This is a genomic window from Companilactobacillus sp. y65-5 (genome assembly GCF_057541095.1).
Genome location: NZ_BAAJOA010000002.1, coordinates 324,880 through 347,232, shown reverse-complemented (window position 1 = coordinate 347,232; position 22,353 = coordinate 324,880). Strand labels below are relative to the sequence as shown.

Below are 22,353 nucleotides of genomic sequence, written 5' to 3'. Positions count from 1 at the left end.
TTTATAGGTGGAAAAATTTTGAAAAATAGATTCGTATTTTTACATTCGATTAATTTCAAAATCGGATTGTCTTTTATTTTAATTCTTATCGTCACGATTGAAATAATTGGGGCTTATTTCGTGCAGAGATTGGAAGAACAAAATGTCTCGGATTTTGAAAACTCGATCATCGTGCCGGCATACACTTTGAATCAGATTTCTGACAACTTGAACGATAACGATAATGCAACGCGAGAGAATATCAGTAATGTTATTCAAGACTATGCCCGAAACAATTCTGACATCACGGATATTCAGATAGTGGATCGTAACGGTATCATCGTTGGGACTAAGGATGTTGATAAGTCGTCATTAATCGGAACTAAGACGATGAAAAATCAGATCAAGCAGAGTATCAGTAATGGTAAGAAGATAACTCAGATTTATTATGACAAAGGTTCAGGTAGTTCATATGAATCGGTTTCGCCAGTTTCATCCCCAGACAATAGCTCGATCGTTGGTGCAGTATACGTCCGTGCCAGCATGGAATCAGTCTATACAGGGATAAATAATATCATCGTGATCTTCCTGACGGCTTCTTTAGTAGCTGGTGTTCTGGGAGCTGTCATAGCCATCTTTATCTCCAGAGCTATCACTCGACCGATCGACGAGATGAAGCAGCAGGCGGTACGAATGGCGGAAGGAGACTATTCTGGACAGGTTCGAGTTTATTCTCCAGATGAATTGGGCCAACTTGCGATGGCGGTCAATGACTTGTCAGTCAAGGTCGAAGAGGCGACTGAGAACTCGGAGTCAGAACGACGAAGGCTAGACAGTGTCCTCACTCAAATGTCAGATGGAGTTATTGCAACCAATAGATTGGGTAATATTACTGTAATCAACGAAATGGCGCAGGAGTTCTTGAATAAGGACGAGGATGAAGCTGACGGTAAGTCATTAGTAGAAATTCTTGGGATCGCTGACCATATCACGTTTGACGAGTTGCTTGAGAATCCTGATCCGATGGTTATCGAGACCAATGACGGTTCAGATGATTCTTACGATGACGGCGATGATAATTCCTTGATCTTGAACGCTGACTTCTCATTGATCCAAAGAAACAGTGGTTTCATCAGTGGTATGGTCTGTGTCTTACACGATGTTACTGAGCAACAGAAGATCGACAGTGAACGTCGTCAATTTGTTTCTAATGTTTCCCACGAGTTGAGGACGCCGTTGACTAGTATCAGTAGTTATATCGATGCTCTGAATAACGGTGCTTGGAAAGACCAGAAGCTAGCACCACAATTCCTAAATGTGACTGCCGAAGAGACTGACCGAATGATCCGAATGATCCAAGACCTCTTGAGCTTGTCTCGAATGGATCAAGGACGTTCGAAGTTGGATAAGGAATTAGTGAACTTCAATGAATTCTTCTCATACATCTTGGATCGCTTCGATATGATGTTGAAGAAAGAAAAGGCCGATGCGAAAGAAGATGACACGAAGGTCGTCAAAAATTATCGGATCAAGCGGATCTTCACTAACAAGGATCTGTGGGTAGAGATAGATACAGATAAGATGACGCAAGTGATCGATAATATCATGAATAATGCTATCAAGTATTCACCAGATGGTGGTGTGATAACCTGCCGTCTCTTGGAAACTAATAAACATATCATCATTAGTATTTCTGATGAAGGTTTGGGTATCCCTAGAAAGGATATCAAGAAAGTCTTTGATCGATTTTATCGAGTTGATAAGGCCAGATCTCGTAAGCAAGGTGGTACCGGTCTGGGATTATCTATCTCGAAAGAGATCGTTGAGCAACACAAAGGTAGAATTTGGGTAAACAGTGCGGAAGGTAAAGGTTCGACCTTCTATATCTCCCTACCGTTTAATCCTAATGAAACTGGAGGGGAATGGGATGAAATTTAGTCGATTGATCGTACAAGTCCTGCTAGTCATAGCGGTTATCACGAGTATTGTCCTATCCTTCTATATTTGGACCAATACTGCGAGATACCAAGCAGGTAGAAATATTGATGTGACTACAACTGATACTGATAAGAATAAAATACCGATCGATCAAGTGATCAGCCCAACGCAAGTTATTTTGCAGGATGGGAATGATCAACGTCTGATCTATAACAATGAAGAAAACATCTCAATGAGTATTCAAAAAGTTATGAAAGACTGGAAGATCGGTGAACCTGAGCGGGTCTTCAAGAAGGATGGCGCTAGGTATCAAAAGATGATCCAACAAGATAACACGATTCAGTTAGTCTACCCTACGGCAATCTCAGTCAAGACGTTAGGATACTTGTTAGATAGCTCAGAGTTGAGACGTGCCACTGATTATTCATTCAATCGAATCATCTTCACGGTAAAGAATAAACAGGACAGCTATGTTTATTTGGCAAATGACAGTAACTATGCCGTCTATCGTGCCAAAGTTGAGGATGCGTTGTCAGAACCAATCTTGAAGCTGGCTCGCAAGGCGAATGTGGACTTGAAAGTCCGTCTCAATCTCATGAAACACGGAGTGTTTACTTTTTATACTGAGCCTATCAAGATGAAGTCATATTCGTATGTGATGAGTGGTAAAAAGGATTCTGAATATACGACAGCGCTGTTTGATTCTAACAGTGATGACTTGGTCACAACACAGAATGATAATCTTTATACTTATAATTACGGTGAGACTAAACGCCTGATCTCTGACCGTGATAAGGGAGAACTCACCTTCTACGATTACACTGATACGACAGTACCAAAAGATAAACTATCATTTTTCCAACGTGGGTATAATAAAGCGGTCAACTTACAAAACTCTGTTTCGAACTTGCGGCTGTATGATGCCGACTGGAACGACAGGGAATTGACTTATCGTGAATACGTCGAAGGGTTCCCGATCTTCAAGAAGAGTCAATTCGGCTCGATCAAGATCAAGTTTAGCCGTAGCGGAACGACTGAATACTTCCTCAACAAGGTGCTGGAAGTCCCAGTCCCATCTGATCAGTCAGCGACGACTCTGAAGGCAACGACTGATGTGTTGAAGGGCTTGGAACGTGCGGGATATTCACCGAACGATGTTCAAGATATTCAGATCGGTTATCAGTGGGAAAGTGAAACCGACAATGAAGATGTGATTGATCTGACCCCAACGTACTACATTAAGATCGGTGGTCATTGGAAGACTTATAGTGATTGGTCAAATGAACCAGCAGAGGAGGAATAGTAAATGGATTTTAGAAGAATTGAAATCATATTTTTGATTGTTTTCTTTTCATTAGATATCTGGTTGCTGTTTTCCTTTCGTAACGGTCAACAGATCGTATCTAGCAGTAACACCACGACTTCTACTGTAGCTGATATGCGTAAGCGAGATATTAGTTTTGGAAAATTGGATTCGAAGACGGGGACGGCGTATTATTTGGGCTCACGTCCGAATAATCAGCTGGCAAGTAACGTCACTCGTTTGAGAAATCAAGAAGTGCAATATGATTCTGACGAGCACAAGATCGAGAGTATATTGAACAACCCGATCACTATTACTAAGAGCAATCAAAAAACTAAGCTAGATGATTTTTTGAAAAAAGATTCGAATGTTCTGCTTGGAAATAAATATAAGTATGCGCCACAGTTATCGACCTCTTCGCTGATAGTTTATGCCCAGACCGATCAGGTCGGAGAGTTGTATGATAAGACCGGTCGTGTTACATTTGACGTTGAAAATAAAAAAGTTGTCGGATACACACAAACTTACGTAGATAAGTTGATGATTTTACACGAAAAAGAAGCTACAAAGAGTGAGAAAGATGTTATCTCTAGTCTATATACCAATTCTGAGATTCCGAATAATTCTAAGATAACATATGCCAACTTGGCGTATACCAAATTGACAGAAGCTAAGGGTAGCACTATTTATATACCAGTGTGGTTTGTTACGATTCAAAATAAAGACAGTAAGGTCAACTCACTCAAGCGGGTGAATGCCTTTACGGGTAATATTATTAAGAATTCGACCACGACAGCAACAACGGGGGACGAAGATAGTGAGTGATGATTTGAAGGTAAGTGTTTTAGTCAGTAGCAGTTCAGGTAATGTGACTTATATCGAGACGCCTAAGCACCGTGTGCTAGTTGATGCGGGGATGTCTGGTAAAAAAATCAAAGAGTCATTGGAGAGTATCGGCAAAGATATCAATGATATTGATTCTCTCTTCGTGACCCACGAACACTCTGATCACGTCAAGGGCGTAGGAGTTTTGGCGCGTCGTTATGACTTGAACGTTTATGCCAACAAAAAAACTTGGGCAGCAATGTCGTCTAAGATCGGCAAGGTTCCGGAAGAGAAGAAGAATATCTTTGAACACAATAAGGTCTTGACCTTAGATGACTTGGATATTCAGAGCTTCGCTGTTTCTCACGATGCTGCGGACCCACAGTTTTATAAATTTTATCATAATGGCAAAGAATTCGTTATCTTGACTGATACGGGGTATGTTTCAGAGAAAGTCGCCAAGACGATCGAGAATGCGAATGGCTACTTGCTGGAGTGTAACCATGACATCGAGATGTTACGCAACGGGATGTACCCATGGCCGCTGAAACAAAGGATCCTCAGTGAGCAGGGTCACTTGTCGAATGATGACGGTGCGAGGACGATCATGGATGTGATCGGCAATAAGACTAAGGAAATATACTTAGGTCATTTGAGTCCTGAGAACAACACTAAACAAGTAGCGCGTGAGTCCGTGACGGAGATCCTAGAGCAACACGATTATGCGGTTGGCCATGACTTCAAGATCATGGACACGGACCCGCAGATAGCCGATCCATTGATAAGTTTGTAATCGAACAATTAAATAGGAACTGTGATGATTGACTTTGTTGCAGTTCTTTTTCTATATCAAACTTTGTCAGCCGTGCACTCTTTTCTCAAAAATTCTTCATAATTTTTTCAAAATTTAAGGTTATATTAAGTATAGTGATAAGTGGGGAAGTGATTACGTAATGGATAATAATCAAAATGATTCTAGAATGAATAATAATGGAAAGAAGAGAGATCCTAAAGTGAAATCAGGAAATTCTTTAGTTAAAATCAGTATTGTTGCATTTATTTCGGCAATGCTTGGTGTTGGGATTGCTTTTGCCGGTTTTAGTTATTTTGGAAATAACAACGTTACCGATACGTCTTCCGACGGAACTGCGGGTACTACGCAAGTAAGTAATACCAAAGCTAAGACTGCCAATAGTATGTCTGGAGCATATAAGCAAGTGAATGGAGCGGTCGTCTCAGTTATCAACTTGCAGAAGCAACAACAGCAATCTTCCGGTGATGGGAGTTTGAATTCTATTTTTGGTGATTTGTTTGGAGATAGTGACTCGTCAGATAGTGGGTCTTCGGATAGTAATTCTACTGACGGTAATTCCAGTGACAGCAGTAGCAGTGACTCCTCTAGCTCGACTGACTTAGAGGAATACAGTGAAGGCTCAGGTGTGATCTATTCTAAACAAAACGGCAAAGGCTACATCGTAACTAATAATCACGTTGTCGAAGGTTCGGATTCTCTGGAGGTCATCTTAGAGGATGGAACTAAATTATCCGCTAAGTTGGTCGGGAGTGATTCAACTACTGACTTGGCTGTTTTGGAGATTGCTGGTAATAAAGTTCCAGCAACGGCTTCATTCGGTAATTCCGATAATGTTTCACCCGGAGACCCTGTGATCGCGATTGGTTCGCCTCTAGGTAGCCAGTATGCGACGACAGTAACACAAGGTATCATTTCAGCTACGAATAGAACGGTGGAGACACAAGATCAAAACACAGGACAAGTTACAGGTGAGGCTACCGTAATACAAACCGATGCTGCGATCAATCCCGGTAATTCAGGGGGACCGCTAGTTAATGAGGCAGGGCAGATCGTCGGGATCAACTCGATGAAATTAGCCTCCAATACTGATGGAACTTCAGTTGAGGGTATGGGCTTCGCCATTCCAAGTAATGAAGTAGTGAAGATCATCAATCAATTAGTCCAAAATGGAAAGGTTGAACGGCCATCGTTGGGTATCAAAGTTATTGACCTTGATCAAATAACAGATGATTCACAATCTAGCCTGAAGTTGCCAAGTAATGTAACTAAGGGTGTAGTGATTTATAGCACTACTACCGGTTCAGTTGCTAAACGTTCCGGACTAGATAAGAACGATGTGATCGTCAAGTTGGGAAACAAAAAAGTAAGTTCGGTTGCTGACCTACATAGCGCATTGTATTCGCATTCAGTCGGTGACACGGTCAGTGTTCAATATTACCGTAACGGTAAGTTGAAGACGGCTGAGGTTCATTTAACTAAAAAAACTTCTGAATAAAATGACTTGTGAAACTAGTTAATACTAGTTTCACATTTTTTTTTGAACATTTATTGGCTAATCATCAAATATATTTCGTGTTTTTATCGCGTGAATAAAATCCACTTTTCCACAGATGTGGATAACTTGTGGAAAAGTGGATAATATTTAGGAAAAACACTGTAGAAAAGTTATCCACAACCACCTTTCTACCTGTTGATAACGTAAAAAATATTAATTATGAATCTTACCAAACGACTGGTATAATAGGTCTTTGGTATGTTCCACATAGTTATACAAACTTTTTTATTCATGTGTATAAAAACAACTAGTTTAAAATTCGTTTTTAGTCATTATTTTAATTGTTAATAATTATGTTGGTTATTTATGGAGGTTAATTGTGAATATTAAATTAATTACTGTTGGAAAATTAAAAGAAAAATATTTAAAAGCAGGAATCGCGGAATACGCTAAGCGTCTGGGGGCGTTTTGTAAGTTTCAAGTGATCGAGTGCCCGGATGAGAAAGCTCCGGAAAATTTGAGCGAAGCAGAAGATGCCCACGTCAAAGAGGTCGAAGGCGAGAGAATCTTATCTAAGATCAAAGATAAGGAATACGTCATCTTGTTAGATTTGCGTGGTAAAGAATTGACGTCGGAAGAGTTGGCGAAAAAAATCGACGACTTATCCACCTATGGAACTAGTGATATTTCCTTTATTATCGGTGGTTCCCTAGGTGTCAGCCCTGCTGTCACCAAGCGTGCGGATTACAGCATCTGTTTTGGCAAATTCACCTTGCCACATCAGTTGATGCGCTTAGTTATGACGGAACAGATCTATCGCTCGTTCATGATCATCAATCATCGTACCTATCATAAATAATAACGAAGGAGTATTAGTATGCCGTGGTTTTTTGTATTAGTACCGGGAATACTAGCTGGACTAGTTCAAGGTTTGACAGGATTTGGACCAGCTATAGTATTGATGGTCTTTTTGCCGAGTATTTTACCGATGGCGAAAGCAGCCGGTGTAGCGGGGATTATCCCGGTGATATCAGTGGTCATGCTGGCGATTCATTATCGCGCACATATCAAGTTCAATCGGATCATCTGGCCTTTTTGTTTGTATGTCATCGTAGCCTCGCTCATGATCCATCTGGGTGGTCTCATGGATGTGCAACTTCTTCGGGCGATGCTCGGTGGATTGTTGATAATCCTGGCGTTGTATTTTCTGTTGTTCCACAAGGGCGTGAATAAGCCATTTCCAATCTACGTGGCGATTGTCTTCGTACTGATCTCAGGGTTCTTCAGTGGTTTATTTGGCATCGGTGGTCCTTTGATGGCACTGTATTTTTTGTCGTTGTCCAACTCCACAGAAGAGTATATGGCAACGGTCCAGATGTTTTTTGTTTTGGATATGGTATATACATCTTCGTTCAGAATATTCAACGGCATCATCGGTGTGAGTGAGATCCCGATAATTCTAGTTGGCATCTTGGGTGCGACGATAGGGACTTTCATTGCTAGCCGATTACTGAATCACATGAATCTGGCACTAGTCAGTATATGCATCTACACTTTCATCGGCTTCAGTGGCATGTATTACTTGATCACCGCACTCATCTAAAAAAAGTTTGTAAAAATAATCACAAAACTACTTGACCTTACTGTTAGGTCATACTCTATAACTTATATTGGGAGTAACTCAGCTAATTGAAGTGGAGGAAGTCAGATGTTTTTTCAAAAACTATTTGCGCCATATAAAATCAATCAATGTGAGATAAAGAATCGCTTCGTGGTTCCAGCAATGGTGACCAATCTCTGTGACGAGGATGGGAATATCACCGAAGCATTTATCAAGTATCATGAAGCTAAAGCACGTGGCGGTTTTGGCTTGATCATTACGGAAGATTATGGTGTGAATCCAAATGGAGTCGGCTATAAAAACTGTGTTCGTCTGTACGATGACGCACAAGTCCCAGCTAATCAGAGATTGACAGAGACGGTGCATATGTACGGGGCGAAGATATTTGCTCAAGTTTTTCATCCCGGTCGTCAAACTAATTCGACCGTCAACGGCGGTGTCCAACCAGTGGCCTCAGCTAGGATTCCCGACGCCTTCAATCGTGAGGTACCACGGGAACTGACAGTATCTGAGATCCATCAATTGGTAGGGGAGTTTCAAAACACGGCACGTTTGATGAAAAAATCCGGTTTCGATGGGATCGAATTACACTTAGCCCACGGATATTTATTGGCGGGGTTTTTGAGTACTCGTCAAAACCGCCGCACCGATGAGTACGGTGGCTGTTTCGAAAATAGGATTCGTATCATTGCCGAAATATATCAAGCTATGCGTTCAGAAGTGGGAGAGGATTTTCCAATCACAGCGCGTCTATCATTGACCGAGGACACAGTGGATGGACGACAATTACCCGAAACCTTGATGATAGCTAAGTATTTGGAGAAGCTCGGCTTCAATGGTTTGAGCTTGACCAATGGGGAATATACGTCGTACGCACCAGAATTGATTTCATCTACTTTTACTAAAAAAGGTTATAACGTTGAAAATGCTAAAAAAGTTCGCGACTTCGTTAATCTGCCAATCATTGTTGCTAATGGCATCAATGATCCAGCACTGGCGGAAACGGTCTTGGAGCATGGTGCTTGTGACTTCGTTGGGATGGCGCGAGCCTCACTAGCCGATCCAGATATGCCACGTAAGACAGCCCGCGGACAATTAGGCGATATCAATTACTGCATTCGTTGTTTACAAGGTTGCGAAGGTAGTCTATTGGAAGGTGGACATGTGCGCTGTCTCGTCAATCCGGAATTAGGTAATGAGACTAAGTATACATTCGCAGACAAAGTCGCTGCTAAAAAAATCTTGGTGATCGGTGGTGGTCCTGCGGGATTGGAAGCAGCGACTGCTGCCGCTAGACGTGGTCACGAGGTGACATTGTGGGAACGATCTTCTGAATTAGGTGGTGAGTTTCTAGCTGCTATTTATCCACCTGCAAAGGGCGAATATGCGAACTTCCTGGTCTTTTTGAATCATCAGATCAAAGCATTGAAGGTGGATGTAGAACTGAACAAGACAGCTAACCTAGCTAACGTTAAGGATTTTGGCGCCGACAAGATCATCGTGGCAACGGGAGGTAATCCCAATAAACCAGCTTTGAAGGGGATCGAGTCTGATAAGGTCCACTTTGCCAATGATATTTTGTTGGGTAGAGCGACCGCCGCGGGTGAGATCGTAGTAGTTGGTGGTGGTGAAGTCGGAACGGAAACCGCCATGTACTTGGCAGATGCCGAACGCGGACACGTGACCTTACTAGAGATGACTAATGATATTGATGCAGGCTTGTTGCGCACTGTACCGACCAAGCGTTTTTTCAGAGATCACGAGGTCGATGTTCTCACAGATGCTAAGGTAAAAGAATTTACTGAGAATGAGATCATCATCGATCACAATGGTAATCGAGAAGCCATCGCCGCGGATGAGATAGTTTTGGCGATGGGCTATCATTCTGATAACGACTTGCTCAAATCATTGCAAGCAGAGTTGGATCATGTAGTTGCAGTCGGTGATGTCAACGAACCAGATAATGCTTTGGAAGCTTCTACTGCCGGATTTGAAGCTGGGTATTACGCATAACATAATATTGGGTATAAAAAAACCAGTCGAATAATTGACTGGTTTTTTGATTGAATCATCTACAATATCAAATCCCATCGGTCAAAGACCAAGTGAGGGTAGTGCTGTAATTACCTTCACTCCTAGCTGTATTAGGATGGACGTACAGGAGTGGACCGTGTTCGTTATCCCAAGTTAGCACGGAATTATTATTGGAATTGATTCGTTTGACAAATGTAGGTTCGGTGCCAACCTGTGAGGTTGCGGCGTCAGTTACGAATAATGTTTGTAATCCGGGGTCGATAGTAGTGGGGAAGTCTGTCTTAGTCCAGGGATTTTGTTGAGAAACTGACAAGTTCAGAGGTGTACTTTCACGGCGAGTATCATCTAGTTGGATCGAAAATTTACCGGCCTTACGGTATTTTGTCGTGTCAGATTCGAAGTTTTTTATATCTTGGAAGATAACATTTTCAGGATTGATAGTAATGGTGTTCTTAGTTAGATTGATCGTCTCGGTGGTAGCATCGACATGAAAGTCAGGATCGGATTCATCATAAAAATACGGTGTGTAACTGAACTTTGCCTCATCGGTGATATTCGCTATAGTAGCGTCAACAGTTACGTTCTTAGTGACGTATCCGTTGAAGTTTATACCACTGATGTCTAATTTAGTACCATCATTTGTCTGGAGCAATTGGTATTGACTAGAGTCCAAAATTTGGTCGTCCACTGCAACACTAGTGATATTTATATTGTCTTGGATAGGTATCACGTAGTGACCACTTTTAATGATCGACTTCGATTCATTCGTCAAACTAGCTTGATAAGAAATATTATCTCTGTTGGCTACTTGAAAAAGATTGTGTGCGTCATTTTTTGACGGTGAAAAAGTCATGTTTTGGATGGAATTGGTTATTTTTACGTTCTTAGTGTCCGGCAGAGGAATCACGTTTAATTTAGCTGGATTAGTCTTCAAACTGAAGGTCTTATTGTTAGTTTTGACTACTGTGTCTAAGTAATAGTATGCGCCGTTATCCTTAGCCAATGTGGTGTTTTCAGTCGTGTAAGTCTTGTCATTGGCACCAGATATGGCGACGGCATTACTGTATGGTGAATTAGAATTGAATTTGTTTGCTTCGATCCGATACCAAGTCAGTGAATATTCGGCTTTCCCGGAATCATCTGAACCTGATCCGGTGATTTCAGTTAGTGGTGTAAAAGTAGCTTTTTGATTTTCGTAAACTGTCTCATCATTCAACCCACCGCCCACTTGGATAGGATCTGACGTTCTAGTTAGTGAGGTACCGTCAATATTGGTGAAGGTCGCTTGAACCGTCACAGTCCCGCTCTTTCCGTAGGCATTAGCGACGATCTTTCCATCACTATCAATCGTGGCCAATGATGAGTCACTGATGGACCAATTAATATCACCAGTTGATTCCTTAGGATCTAGGATGGCTTTGGCGTTAGCGACGTTAGGTCCTATGTCAGGGATACCGTCTTCGTCGACATCTTGTGATAATTTATTTACACCGTTGTCGGCTGTTGAATACATTAAATAGTATTTATTGACGTCAATATCCATATCTGTGATATTAACTTCATGATCCAAGACGTGTACGGCGGCAATCCTGGTATAGAAATGATACCAACCTAGCGGGTCGGTATTTTCAGTTATGTCGCTAGAGACAGGCCACATTACATAGTAAGTCTTCATCTGATAATGAAATGTTCCTACTTCAGTCGGAGTCACGCTGAAGTGCATTTTGTTTCCATTGTCACTCTTAGATACACTATTCCAGGTTTTACCGTAGTCGGAAGTTTTATACCAGCGATAATGTGGCGATAGTCCAAAGTTCAAAGCTGCGTTCCAGAGCGCTCGACCGGCACTGGCGTATATGGGAACTGTATGTCCTCGAACAGTGTAGTAGTCAGACTCAACGTTTGGACTATAGCCACTAGTCCACCAGATGCCCAGCCAGACAGTGGGATCACCGGTGGGTTCTCTCCGTGGTGTTACCGGTGTACTGCTGGCAGTCGCTAGGTTGATATCTTGACTACTAGCTTCGACGTCGTTACTAGATAAAAAACACAATGATGATAAAATTAATAATATAACAGAAAAAACAATATTTTTTTTCATGACAAATTGCCCCAAGAGATAAGTTATTTTACTTATTAATTAAGTTTTATTAGTATTAAGTATATGCGGGGTTATTTTATTTTTTTATAATCATAATCACATTTGTATCATTTTTTATACTTAGGAGGAATATGTATGTTATCTAAGATACCGTATTTAAAAAAATTGTTGAATATGCCTTTTGCAATGTACGAAAATAAAACATGTATTTTTGAATATGGAATCAATGATGAGATAACCATCAATACGATTTCCGCCAAGCTGTGGACACGAATAAAAATAGACGAGCTCAGCCTATTGCACATCGGTAATAAAACAACGATCGCGACAGAATTAGAGATAGAGAATGTCAAATATATGTTTACGATTGTTTTGATGGACCGAGACGAGTTAGATAAGCTGGATTATCTAAAAGAAAAAATGGAAATTGCAGTTTCCATTCTGAGTACGAAAAATTTGGAAATTAGTGTTCTAGATACATCAGAAAATATTAAAAAAGAAAAAATTACGAGTAAAGAACAGACTTTTAATTATGATTTGCTTAATGAAGAAACTGTATTTAATCTTGAAGAGATTTTTTTGCATGAATTAGTCAGAAGGAACGAAAAAAGTGTTCAATTATTACTAAGTAAATTACTGAACATAAATAGCTCGTCACTGTCGGTTGAGGAGTTATTAGCCAAGAAATATCGTTTCGTATCACTCATTACTTTGATCAGTCGTATTTGCGTCAAAGAAGGCTGTCCCATCGGAGTGACCATGCGCACTTCGGACAAAATGATTGCACAACTAGACAAAGTGGAAGATGAAAAAGATATTAAGTTGCTTCTAGAGTATGCTGCAGTGGAATATTATATTTTATTGAACGATAACTCTGAGAAGTACGACTCCAAAATTATTAATGAGATGATTAGATTCGTCAACGATAATTTGTATCACGATATTAACAACCAGTCTGTCAGTAAGTATTTGAATATGAATCCGGCTTATTTAGCGACTCTATTCAAACGGGAGACGGGGATTACGCTAAAAACATATATCAGTGATATGAAGATCAAGGAATCTAAATACTTGTTGAGAAATACCTCCATGTCGATCAATGAGATATCTACGATACTGAATTTTTGTAGTCAAAGTCACTTTACCGATAAGTTTCGTCAAAAAACGGGTTACACTCCTAAGCGTTATCAAGATATTGTTAATAATTAAAAAAGGACCGATTCTGAAATAGCTTTCAGAATTGGTCTTTTACTGATATAAATAAGGTAAAACAGTGACAAACGCAATAACATTCTAAAGAAAAAGAAAGTGTACGCGATCTTGCTAAAGCTAAATCAGATAATCAAACAAGTTGATAACCAAACGTTTCTCAAAAATATTGATCTCGAACTAGTTACTGATTCACAAGTTGGGATCAAAATGACCCACAAGGAGAGTGCTTTTTTGTTTGGGATTATTTCCGGCAAGATTCAACCGTCTAGCGGCAGTGTGACGCCTAAAGATCTGTCGATCGTCACTTCGATCAATGAAGATCAGCTCTATGATACATTCAGTGTGCAAAAGTATCTCAAGTTGTTTGCACGATTAGCTGACAATAAAGCTGATTTGCGAGAATACGCAGAAATTTTTTCACTGTTAGATGTATGGAATACCAAAACTAGTAATCTAACCATCGACCAAAAACGTCGAGTTCATTTGTTGCGGATGTATCTCTCACAAGCACAATTGATCTTGATTGACAGTCCCTTACTAGATCTGACCGATTCGGGGATCGAATTATATTTACGCGCTTTACAATTTGTCCGGTCTACCGCTATAACGGTACTGATAACTTCAAACTACATGGAAGAATTGTTGCTGACTAGTACAGAAATTTATCGTTATAACGGTAGTGCAGGGCTAGAAAAGACCGATATAGACGTTGAAACTGGTTCGGGAAGGCCTGAGATGCGTCCTAAGAGTGTATTTAAAGTAGCATGTAAATTTGACGATAAGACAGTCTTTTTCAGTCCCAATGAGATTGATTATATTGAGAGCATCAATGGTACTAGTAATATCCGAGTAGATGATACATACTTCCCCTCAACACTAACGATGAATGAATTGGAAGAAAAGCTGAAATACTTTGGCTTCTTTAGATGTCACCGCTCGTATTTGGTGAATCTACAACGTATCTCCGAATTGATCAGCTACTCGCGCAATAGTTATACTCTGATACTGAAGAACTCGACTGATAAATTGCCGTTATCTCGTAATCGACTCGACGAATTGCGTCAGTTGATCGAATAATCGGTACAGCTGAACTAGAATTTGCCACCACTGACCAGAAATTTGCGACAAATACCCACACATTCTTTAATATGAATCTCGACAACAGAAAGGAAGATTCATTAATGGACGAAATTATCAAAGTTGAACACTTGTCGAAACATTTCGATGACAAATCAGCTTTAAAGGATGTAAGTTTTTCTATCAATCAAGGTGAGATATTTGGGTTCTTAGGTCCCTCTGGTGCGGGTAAGACTACAACTATCAAGATTTTGACGGGTCAGTTGAGACAGGACAATGGTCAGGCATCTGTCTTGGGAATACCTGTTCAGCAGATCAATGAACAGATTTATGAGCAAGTGGGTATCGTCACTCACAATAGTGGTATTTATGACCGGCTGTCAGTATATGACAATTTGAAATATTTTGCGAAACTACTCAATGTCGATCGAGAAAAGATCGATCGAATTTTGCAGCGCGTCGCTCTCTATAAAGATCGAAAGATATCAGCGTCAAAATTGTCCCAAGGGATGAAACAACGGTTGATTTTAGCTCGGGCCGTTTTACATAATCCCAAGGTGTTATTTTTGGATGAACCTACTAGTGGACTAGATCCGACCACCTCCAGAGCGATTCACGATTTATTGAGGGAGTTGCGCGATAAAGGTACGACGATCTTTTTAACTACTCACAATATGGAAGAAGCAGACAAACTATGTGATCGAATCGCACTGTTGAATGATGGTAAAATCGTAGAGCTAGGAACCCCGCAGAGTATTAGATTGAAATATAATCGTCACAAAGAATACAAAGTTTTACTTAAAAATGGGGAGAAAATGGCACTGAAGAATTCTGAAGAAAATATTTCTAAAATCAATTTTTGGATGATCAATCATGATTTGATAACGATCCATTCTTCAGAACCTACACTAGAAGAAGTCTTTTTGACAGTTACGGGGAGAAAATTAATATGAGAATATCACTTAGAAGAATCGGCGCTATTTTTGAAATCAAATCGCGGTTAATGTTGGCTAACAAGAGTATTATCATCGCACCACTACTGTCGATCGGATTCGTGTGGTTCATGCAATACGTCTATCCGAACAGTCAAGGTGCCAAGGCGTATCTTTTAGGATTGGGAATGTTCTTTAATATCTTCGTCGGTGGTATCGAAATGAGTGCTTTTCCATTAGCTGAAGAAAAAGAAAAGAAGACGTTAAGAGTGTTGATGACGTCTTCAGTGAATGGCTTAGAATATTTTATTGGTAGTATGTTGCCAGCATTGTTACTGCTAACTGCGGTTAACTTCTTATTGATTCCTTTTAGTAAAATTTCTTGGAATCAAGTGCCCATCGCATCATTTTTGATAATCACGTTCGTCTGCGGTATCACGAGCATTTTGATCGGTTATGTGATAGGGATATTTTCGAGTAATCAGTCACAGGCGGGCTTGCTCAGTACACCGTTGTTTATTATTTTTTCACTAGCTCCGTTATTACAAACTGTCAACAAGTCGCTAAGCAAGGTGGTTTCTTACACCTTTGTGGGAGTTATGAATGACTTCAATAATAAATTTATTTTGGGTGATTTCCAGTGGGACGTCAAGGTGATCGGGGTATTACTCAGTTGGTTAGTCATCTCAATTGTCATCTTCTTGTATGCGTATAAGAAAAATGGCTTAGATAATTAAATTCACCAAAATAGGCGAATGCAAACTCCGTGATCGGGGTTTCTTTCGCCTTATTTTGTATCCAAATCGTATCTAACTTTTATTTTTTACTTATCGTACGAAGCGATCGAGTCAAACAAGTATTTCACAAATGCTTCACGGTCAACGTCCTCTAGAACAGTGACATTATTCTGTTCTTCGGCATAGACACGACGGTCAGGGTAGGTCATACCACGGAATTCGTCGTTTGTTAGCGAAACATCCATTGAATAATCAGTACTCTCAGTGAATAATTCGGGTGCGATCAAGCTCAATACGGCACAAGCATCATGCACGGGGATCTTCGTCATGCCCTTTTCTAATTCAGCTGAAGAATAGAAGTCTAAGATGGCATTAGCCATGACTCCAGCCTTACCGAGGTTTTTGATATTATTTATCTCATCCATCGTCAAGTAGGCCTTATTTTCAGTGAGGTTAAGACCGGACAATGTAATTGGTAGACCGGAGTTAAAGACGATACGCATTGCTTCGGGATCAACGTATGCGTTGAATTCAGCAGCTAAAGTGATATTGCCTTGAAGTGTAGAGCCACCCATGATATAAATACGGTCAATATTTTCTTTGACGTCAGGGAAAGTTTTCAACAACAATGCCACGTTAGTCAATGGTGCTGTAGCAACAATGCTGACTTTTTCGTCACACTTGGAGATCCGGTCATACATGAAGGCCACGGCATTGTCACTAGCTAATGGATAATCGGCACTGTTGGCAGGGAAATCATATCCGTCCATACCAGTCTTACCGTGGATCTCACCAGCAGTTTCGATTTCTTTGACTAGAGGTGTAGCTTGACCAGAGGCTAGTTCAGCGTGAGAACCGAGAAATGTCAGCAGCTTCTTTGCGTTAGCTGTAACATAATCCAACTTCACGTTACCACCAACGGTAGTTACACCGATCAAGTCAGCCTTTTCAGGATGAGCTAGTAAGACCGTTAGAGCAACGGCGTCGTCGATACCGGGGTCACAATCCATAATTACTTTTGTCATTAATTCCTACCTCACTTTTTGTTTGTTTTCAGCTTTTCAGGTAACTTTTGAAGAGCACGGGTAAAACCAAGTCGTTCAAACGCGCCTAAGCTAGAAAGTATCTTTTGGTCATTTTCCTTCATGAATTCGGCGATAGCACCTTGCAATTCAGTGGATTTAGGTAAAAGAATGATTTTTTTCAAGCGTGAGTCGGTTGAGACTTGAACACGTTTGATCAGTTCTTTTTTTTCCATATTTTTGAGGATGTTAGTTGCAGTAGAACGCCGAATATTAAATTCTGCTTCAATATCTCTTTGAAAAATGTCTTTTTTTTCGGGCAAATTCGTCAAGAAGTCGATTATTTGCACTTGTGTACCAGTTAGATTATATTTAGATGCAAAATCGTTGATACTGCGTGAAATCTCATTTGAAGCGACCTTAATAAGATGGGCCACGTTACTCGTCATAGCAAGCCTCCCTTGAGAGCCATTAGTATTACACTCAAATTATATCATTTAAAAATAGCGATTTGTGGAAAGGGTATGCAAAGATGGAATTAAATCAGGAATGGTTCAAAGAACTGGGATTAGATAACGTAATTGACTGTCAAACCGTATCGGGAGGGGACATCAATCACAGTTATGCTATCGAGACTTCGGAACAAAAATTTTTCTTAAAAGTTCAGCCTAATAATGACGGTTCGTTTTTTGATCATGAGGTGGAAGGACTTAATTTGATCGGTTCCGTAGCGAATACTCCGCAACCATTAAAGTCTGGAACAATTGCGGGAAGTGGATATTTATTGATGAACTATCTTGCATTTGGCGAAGGTCACGATACTGAACTAGGTCAGATGGTTGCTAAAATGCACAAAAAACATAATGACAAGTTTGGACTCGATCATAATATCCTGAATGCTAAAAATCCTAAGATCAATACGTGGCAAGATAATTGGGGTGACTTTTATGTCAATCAACGTCTAGAAGTATTGGTCAATGAAGTTCGCAAGAAGTCGTATTGGAATCAGTATCGCGAGGATCTGATGATGCAGTTAGAGGATAAGATCATCAGTTATTATCAAGTGCATCCAGTCGTTCCCAGCCTGATGCATGGGGATCTCTGGAGTGGTAATGTTGGTTACCAAGCAGATGGCACACCGATCCTCTTTGATCCCGATGTCTTTTATGGTAATCGTGAGATGGATCTGGCGATGACATTATTATTCGGAGGCTTTGGTCGAGAATTTTATATCGGATATGCCCAAGAGTACCCGCTAGAGTCAAATTGGAATGAGCGGATGCCTTGGTATCAGACGTATTATTTGTTAGCCCATTTGAATTTGTTCGGTGAAGGCTACGGCTCCAGTCTCGAAAATGCCATGCGTAAGAGTATCAACTATTAGACTTGATCAAAATATAAACAAAATACGGCGCACCAATAATTGCAACTATCACACCGACAGGAATCTCAGTGGTAGTACTGAGACACTTGCCGAGCGTATCTGCCATGATCAATAAACAACTACCCAGTGTTCCTGACAGCAACATGCGCTTGTTGCTCTTGAAGCCGATAACTCGGCGAGCTAAGTTAGGAGTGATCAAGCCAATGAAGCCGATCCCACCAGAGATCGAGACACTGACACCGGCCAAAATAACAGCAGCACCGATCAAGATGATCCTTTCACGACGGAGTGAGATGCCTAGAGATTGAGCCGCTTCATCACCGAGATTGAAAGTATCCAGGACTTTGGACTTACTGAAGATAACGGCAGTGAAGACGATGAACCACGGCAAGAAGATCAAAATAAATGACCAACTGGTACCCCAGATACTTCCAGTCAACCAATTCATGACGAATTGGTAATTCTCTGGTGATAACTTGAGTGTGAACAAGACCATAATAGATGAGAAACAACCAGATAGTGCGATACCAGTTAGCAGCAAGCGATTTGCGGTTATACCGGTGTCTTTTTTGTATGCACAAAAGAAAACAATAATAGTACTAAGGATGGCTCCCAGTAGTGCCATCATCGGCAACATGAATAAATTAGCGTCTTGATTTTTGATGAAAGCGATGAAGATCATCACGGCTAATCCAGCGCCAGAATTGATACCTAGAAAATTAGTATCTGCCATGGGATTTTGCGTAGTCGTTTGAAGGACATCACCAGCGATAGCCAAGGCAAATCCGACCAGGATAGCGATGACGATCCGTGGCATCCTAAAGTCAAAAATAACGATCGACTGAGAATATGTGCCACCACCAGTGACGAGTTGCCAGATCTCTTGCGGAGAAATCCTCATCTGTCCGGTATTTAGGTTGATGATCGCTAACAAGACGATGAGAGCGGATAAAGCAACGATCCAAGTGGTGAGTTTAGCGTTTTTTTTCATATGCGTTGATTATCCTTTCTGGCTAAGTAGATGAAGAAAGGTACACCAACTAAGGAAATGATGATTCCGAACGGTGTTTCGTTTGGAGGATTGATAGTTCTAGCAATCAAATCCGCACAGAGAGTCAGATTGGCACCTAAAACTAACGTCAGTGGTATGACGTGACGGTAATTGTTCCCAACCAAAAAACGGGTGATGTGGGGAACGATCAAACCGACGAAAGCCACGGCACCTACGAGTGAAACAGAGATACCGGACAATATCACCACACAGATCAAGGCAACTAGTCGAATCGTATTGATATTTTTACCGAGGCTTTGGATCGAGTCATCACTGAGATTGAGAAGATTCAAACTTGGTGCCATCAAGAGCGTGACCAATAGACCGAGTGCGATCCAGGGACCGAGGTTAGCTAGTTGCGACCAACTGACAGCTGAGATACCACCGAAATGCCAGAAGGCTAAGTCCTGTTTTAATTGCGTGACTAGTGCCAGTCCCTCACTCAAGGCAGTGAAGAAAGCACTGATCGCCATTCCGGCTAAGACTAAGATCGTAGGGCTGACTTGTTTTTTCATTGAACTCAGTCCAAAGACTAAGATAGAAGCTAAAGCAGCACCGAAGACGGCAAAAATCGTCGTCTGCTGAGTGGACAGCTTAGGGAAGAAAATAAAACTAAAGGTCAACATCAAAGCAGCTCCAGCGTTGATCCCTAGTAGTCCAGAGTCTGCCATTGGATTTTTGGTCACACTCTGCATCAAGGCGCCACTGCATGCGAGTGCCGAACCAATCAAGGCAGCACCGATGACACGCGGAACTCTGATTTGGCGAATGATACGTTGATCTAAACTATTTGCTTGGTAGTCGAACAGGGCGTGAATGACGGTACCGTTGCTATTTTCGTTGGCACCATAGCGAATACTCAAAATCAATAAGATACATAGTAATACAATTTCGATGCTGAATTGTAACATGAATCTAGTGCGTGGGCTCAATTGGCGATCCCTTCTTGCCAGCGGTCGTAAGTTAAGATCAAGGGTTTGCCATGATTGTCAACAATGGTTGCATCGATGTTGAAAATATCACGGAGGTTCTGTTGGTTGATGACTTCTTGAACTGGACCGTTAACTTGTAAGACGCCGTTTTTGATCGCAATCAATTGATCGGAAAATCTGGCGGCATGATTGAGATCATGTAGTGCCATAATGATGGTTCGATGTTCTTTTTCATTTAGTTCTTTGATCAAGAGCATCACGTCGAGTTGATGAGTCAAGTCCAAGTATGTCGTCGGTTCATCTAAGATGATAGTGTCGGTATCTTGGGCGATCGCCATTGCTATCCAAGCTCGTTGGCGTTGTCCACCGGATAGAGTGCTGAGCCGACGGTTTTTAAGATCTGTCAGTGAGGCACGCTCCAAGGCCCAATCGATCTTTTCACGATCCATTTTTGACAAAGTGGCAAATCGTTTGCGATAAGGGATTCGACCAAAGCTGACTAGATCGTTGACCGTCAAGTCACTGGCAGTGTTACTGGATTGCGGTAAGACGGCTACTTTTTTGGCGATCTCACTAGTTTTTTCACGATTAATATCCTGACTATCAAGGAAGACTGTGCCATCGCAAGGTTGCAACAAATGTGCAATCGTCCGAATCAGCGTTGACTTACCAGACCCGTTAGGGCCGATCAGGGTCGTAACTTGTCCTTTGGGAATTTGAATCGTTAAGTCATGAATCGTTAACTTTTTCTCATAGCTGACACAAACATTTTTTGTTTCAATGACATTCATAGTCGTACCTCCAAGTCGGTTTGTTGTGAACACATATTTTTGGTATAAAAATAATATGTACAAGGAATAATTTTAATATTATTTTACCGCAATCTATTGACATTTGTTAGCACTTTCACTAATAATCAATATAACTTGAGAAGTTTGGGGGAAGGAATATTTTGAAAAGAAATAAATTTGTGAGAACACTTTTAATAATTACGTTGTTTTTTGCCGTTTTTTTAACGGCATGTGGCAATAGCAATAAGAGCTCGGAGTCGACACAGTCGTTGACAGATACGATGGGACATGAGGTTTCAGTACCCACACATCCTAAGCGCGTCGTCGGGAGTTATTTGGAAGATTACTTAGTAGCTTTGGGAGTTAAGCCAGTCGTCCAATGGTCAGTAAAAAATGGCTCTGGAACTCAGAAGTATTTGAAAAAAGAATTGAAGAATGTTCCTTTGATCGACTACTCATTACCATATGAGGCAGTAACCAAGGCCAAGCCTGACTTGATCTTGATGGGTACGAACAGTGCAGTTGAAAATGGTAAGTATGCTCAATACAAGAAGATCGCGCCGACATATGTTGTTAAGAACGGGACTGACGTCAGCTGGCGAACTCAATTCTTAGACGTAGCTAAGGCAGTTAATAAGACAGCTAAGGCCAAAGAAGTCCTTAATGATTATGATAAAAAAGTTGATACAACAAAGTCGGAACTGAAACAAAAGGCCGCCGGCAAATCGGTCGCTGTTTTGTGGGTAACTAATAATTCAGCTTTCATGGTCAGCGAAAAATCAGCTAGTGGATCATTATTATATGGTGATTTAGGTTTGAAAGTACCATCGCTAGTGAAAGAAGTATCAAAGAAAGCTACAGCCGATTGGTCGTCAGTTTCCTTAGAGAGATTGGCTAAGTTAGACGCTGATTATATTTTCTTAGTCAACAGTGACAAGGATGCTAGTTTGTTCAAAGATTCATTGTGGCAAAGCATTCCCGCCGTACAGAATGGTAATTTGTTCCAATACGGCGATGACTCCAGTTGGCAATACAAAGGACCGATCGCGTATAGCGAAATGATCGATCAAGTTCAAAAGGATATATTGAAGTAGTATTTGGGGAT

At 40.9% G+C, this 22,353-nt stretch carries 20 protein-coding genes; 14 read left to right on the top strand and 6 right to left on the bottom strand.

Annotated elements, in window-relative coordinates:
- Positions 1 to 18 precede the first annotated feature (18 nt).
- From walK to AC27FM_RS05675, 8 genes are all read left to right on the top strand, one after another.
- The gene (gene walK / locus AC27FM_RS05710) at positions 19 to 1,917 is read left to right on the top strand and encodes a cell wall metabolism sensor histidine kinase WalK (protein WP_487086630.1); all 1,899 of its coding nucleotides are present in this window, start codon (positions 19 to 21) and stop codon (positions 1,915 to 1,917) included.
- Positions 1,907 to 3,220, top strand: coding sequence for a YycH family regulatory protein (locus AC27FM_RS05705; protein ID WP_487086628.1), 1,314 nt, complete (start codon positions 1,907 to 1,909; stop codon positions 3,218 to 3,220). The genes walK and AC27FM_RS05705 overlap by 11 nt, the downstream gene beginning before the upstream one ends.
- Positions 3,221 to 3,223: 3 nt before the next feature.
- On the top strand, positions 3,224 to 4,045 hold the full coding sequence (locus AC27FM_RS05700) for a two-component system regulatory protein YycI (protein ID WP_487086626.1): 822 nt from the start codon (positions 3,224 to 3,226) through the stop codon (positions 4,043 to 4,045).
- The gene (locus AC27FM_RS05695) at positions 3,975 to 4,838 is read left to right on the top strand and encodes an MBL fold metallo-hydrolase (RefSeq protein ID WP_487086625.1); all 864 of its coding nucleotides are present in this window, start codon (positions 3,975 to 3,977) and stop codon (positions 4,836 to 4,838) included. Before AC27FM_RS05700 ends, AC27FM_RS05695 begins: the two co-directional genes overlap by 71 nt.
- Positions 4,839 to 4,998: 160 nt before the next feature.
- Positions 4,999 to 6,354, top strand: a complete 1,356-nt coding sequence (locus tag AC27FM_RS05690) for a S1C family serine protease (protein WP_487086624.1) — start codon at positions 4,999 to 5,001, stop codon at positions 6,352 to 6,354.
- 379 nt (positions 6,355 to 6,733) lie between these two features.
- A complete protein-coding gene (gene rlmH / locus AC27FM_RS05685; RefSeq protein ID WP_487086622.1) occupies positions 6,734 to 7,213 on the top strand; it encodes a 23S rRNA (pseudouridine(1915)-N(3))-methyltransferase RlmH in 480 nt (159 codons plus the stop codon).
- A gap of 18 nt (positions 7,214 to 7,231) precedes the next feature.
- A complete protein-coding gene (locus AC27FM_RS05680) occupies positions 7,232 to 7,957 on the top strand; it encodes a TSUP family transporter (protein ID WP_487086620.1) in 726 nt (241 codons plus the stop codon).
- A gap of 105 nt (positions 7,958 to 8,062) precedes the next feature.
- Entirely contained in the window at positions 8,063 to 9,988 is a 1,926-nt protein-coding gene (locus AC27FM_RS05675; RefSeq protein WP_487086618.1) for an oxidoreductase, read from the top strand.
- A 67-nt stretch (positions 9,989 to 10,055) separates the two neighbouring features.
- Here AC27FM_RS05675 and AC27FM_RS05670 read toward each other — a convergent pair whose 3' ends face one another.
- Positions 10,056 to 12,110 carry a hypothetical protein gene (locus AC27FM_RS05670; protein ID WP_487086617.1) on the bottom strand — a complete coding sequence of 685 codons (2,055 nt, stop codon included), beginning with the start codon at positions 12,108 to 12,110 and terminating at the stop codon, positions 10,056 to 10,058.
- Between the two features lie 135 nt (positions 12,111 to 12,245).
- Between AC27FM_RS05670 and AC27FM_RS05665 the strand changes: the two genes are divergently transcribed.
- The 4 genes from AC27FM_RS05665 to AC27FM_RS05650 all read left to right on the top strand — a co-directional run bounded on the left by AC27FM_RS05665 (position 12,246) and on the right by AC27FM_RS05650 (position 16,068).
- A complete protein-coding gene (locus tag AC27FM_RS05665) occupies positions 12,246 to 13,319 on the top strand; it encodes a helix-turn-helix domain-containing protein (protein WP_487086615.1) in 1,074 nt (357 codons plus the stop codon).
- A gap of 234 nt (positions 13,320 to 13,553) precedes the next feature.
- Entirely contained in the window at positions 13,554 to 14,399 is an 846-nt protein-coding gene (locus AC27FM_RS05660) for a LytTR family transcriptional regulator DNA-binding domain-containing protein (protein ID WP_487086613.1), read from the top strand.
- Positions 14,400 to 14,503: 104 nt separating this feature from the next.
- The gene (locus AC27FM_RS05655; RefSeq protein ID WP_487086611.1) at positions 14,504 to 15,352 is read left to right on the top strand and encodes an ABC transporter ATP-binding protein; all 849 of its coding nucleotides are present in this window, start codon (positions 14,504 to 14,506) and stop codon (positions 15,350 to 15,352) included.
- Positions 15,349 to 16,068 (top strand): ABC transporter permease, encoded by a 720-nt coding sequence (locus AC27FM_RS05650; protein ID WP_487086609.1) that lies wholly within the window; start codon positions 15,349 to 15,351, stop codon positions 16,066 to 16,068. The genes AC27FM_RS05655 and AC27FM_RS05650 overlap by 4 nt, the downstream gene beginning before the upstream one ends.
- A gap of 86 nt (positions 16,069 to 16,154) precedes the next feature.
- On the opposite strand, the gene AC27FM_RS05645 is transcribed toward AC27FM_RS05650, so the two are convergent.
- Complete coding sequence (locus AC27FM_RS05645; protein WP_487086607.1) at positions 16,155 to 17,093, bottom strand: nucleoside hydrolase; 939 nt, start codon at positions 17,091 to 17,093, stop codon at positions 16,155 to 16,157.
- Positions 17,094 to 17,104: 11 nt separating this feature from the next.
- On the bottom strand, positions 17,105 to 17,539 hold the full coding sequence (locus AC27FM_RS05640; RefSeq protein WP_487086605.1) for a MarR family winged helix-turn-helix transcriptional regulator: 435 nt from the start codon (positions 17,537 to 17,539) through the stop codon (positions 17,105 to 17,107).
- An 83-nt stretch (positions 17,540 to 17,622) separates the two neighbouring features.
- Here AC27FM_RS05640 and AC27FM_RS05635 point away from each other — a divergent pair, with 83 nt between their 5' ends.
- Entirely contained in the window at positions 17,623 to 18,474 is an 852-nt protein-coding gene (locus AC27FM_RS05635; protein WP_487086603.1) for a fructosamine kinase family protein, read from the top strand.
- Here the strand turns inward: AC27FM_RS05635 and AC27FM_RS05630 are convergent.
- The 3 genes from AC27FM_RS05630 to AC27FM_RS05620 are packed head-to-tail and all read right to left on the bottom strand — an operon-like array spanning position 18,464 to position 21,248.
- A complete protein-coding gene (locus AC27FM_RS05630) occupies positions 18,464 to 19,465 on the bottom strand; it encodes a FecCD family ABC transporter permease (protein ID WP_487086601.1) in 1,002 nt (333 codons plus the stop codon). The genes AC27FM_RS05635 and AC27FM_RS05630 overlap by 11 nt on opposite strands.
- The gene (locus tag AC27FM_RS05625) at positions 19,462 to 20,457 is read right to left on the bottom strand and encodes a FecCD family ABC transporter permease (protein WP_487086600.1); all 996 of its coding nucleotides are present in this window, start codon (positions 20,455 to 20,457) and stop codon (positions 19,462 to 19,464) included. The genes AC27FM_RS05630 and AC27FM_RS05625 overlap by 4 nt, the downstream gene beginning before the upstream one ends.
- Entirely contained in the window at positions 20,454 to 21,248 is a 795-nt protein-coding gene (locus AC27FM_RS05620; protein ID WP_487086598.1) for an ABC transporter ATP-binding protein, read from the bottom strand. The genes AC27FM_RS05625 and AC27FM_RS05620 overlap by 4 nt, the downstream gene beginning before the upstream one ends.
- Positions 21,249 to 21,529: 281 nt before the next feature.
- On the opposite strand from AC27FM_RS05620, the gene AC27FM_RS05615 reads away from it, so the two are divergent.
- Positions 21,530 to 22,342: an ABC transporter substrate-binding protein gene (locus AC27FM_RS05615; RefSeq protein ID WP_487086892.1), complete on the top strand. Its 813-nt coding sequence runs from the start codon at positions 21,530 to 21,532 to the stop codon at positions 22,340 to 22,342.
- Positions 22,343 to 22,353 lie beyond the last annotated feature (11 nt).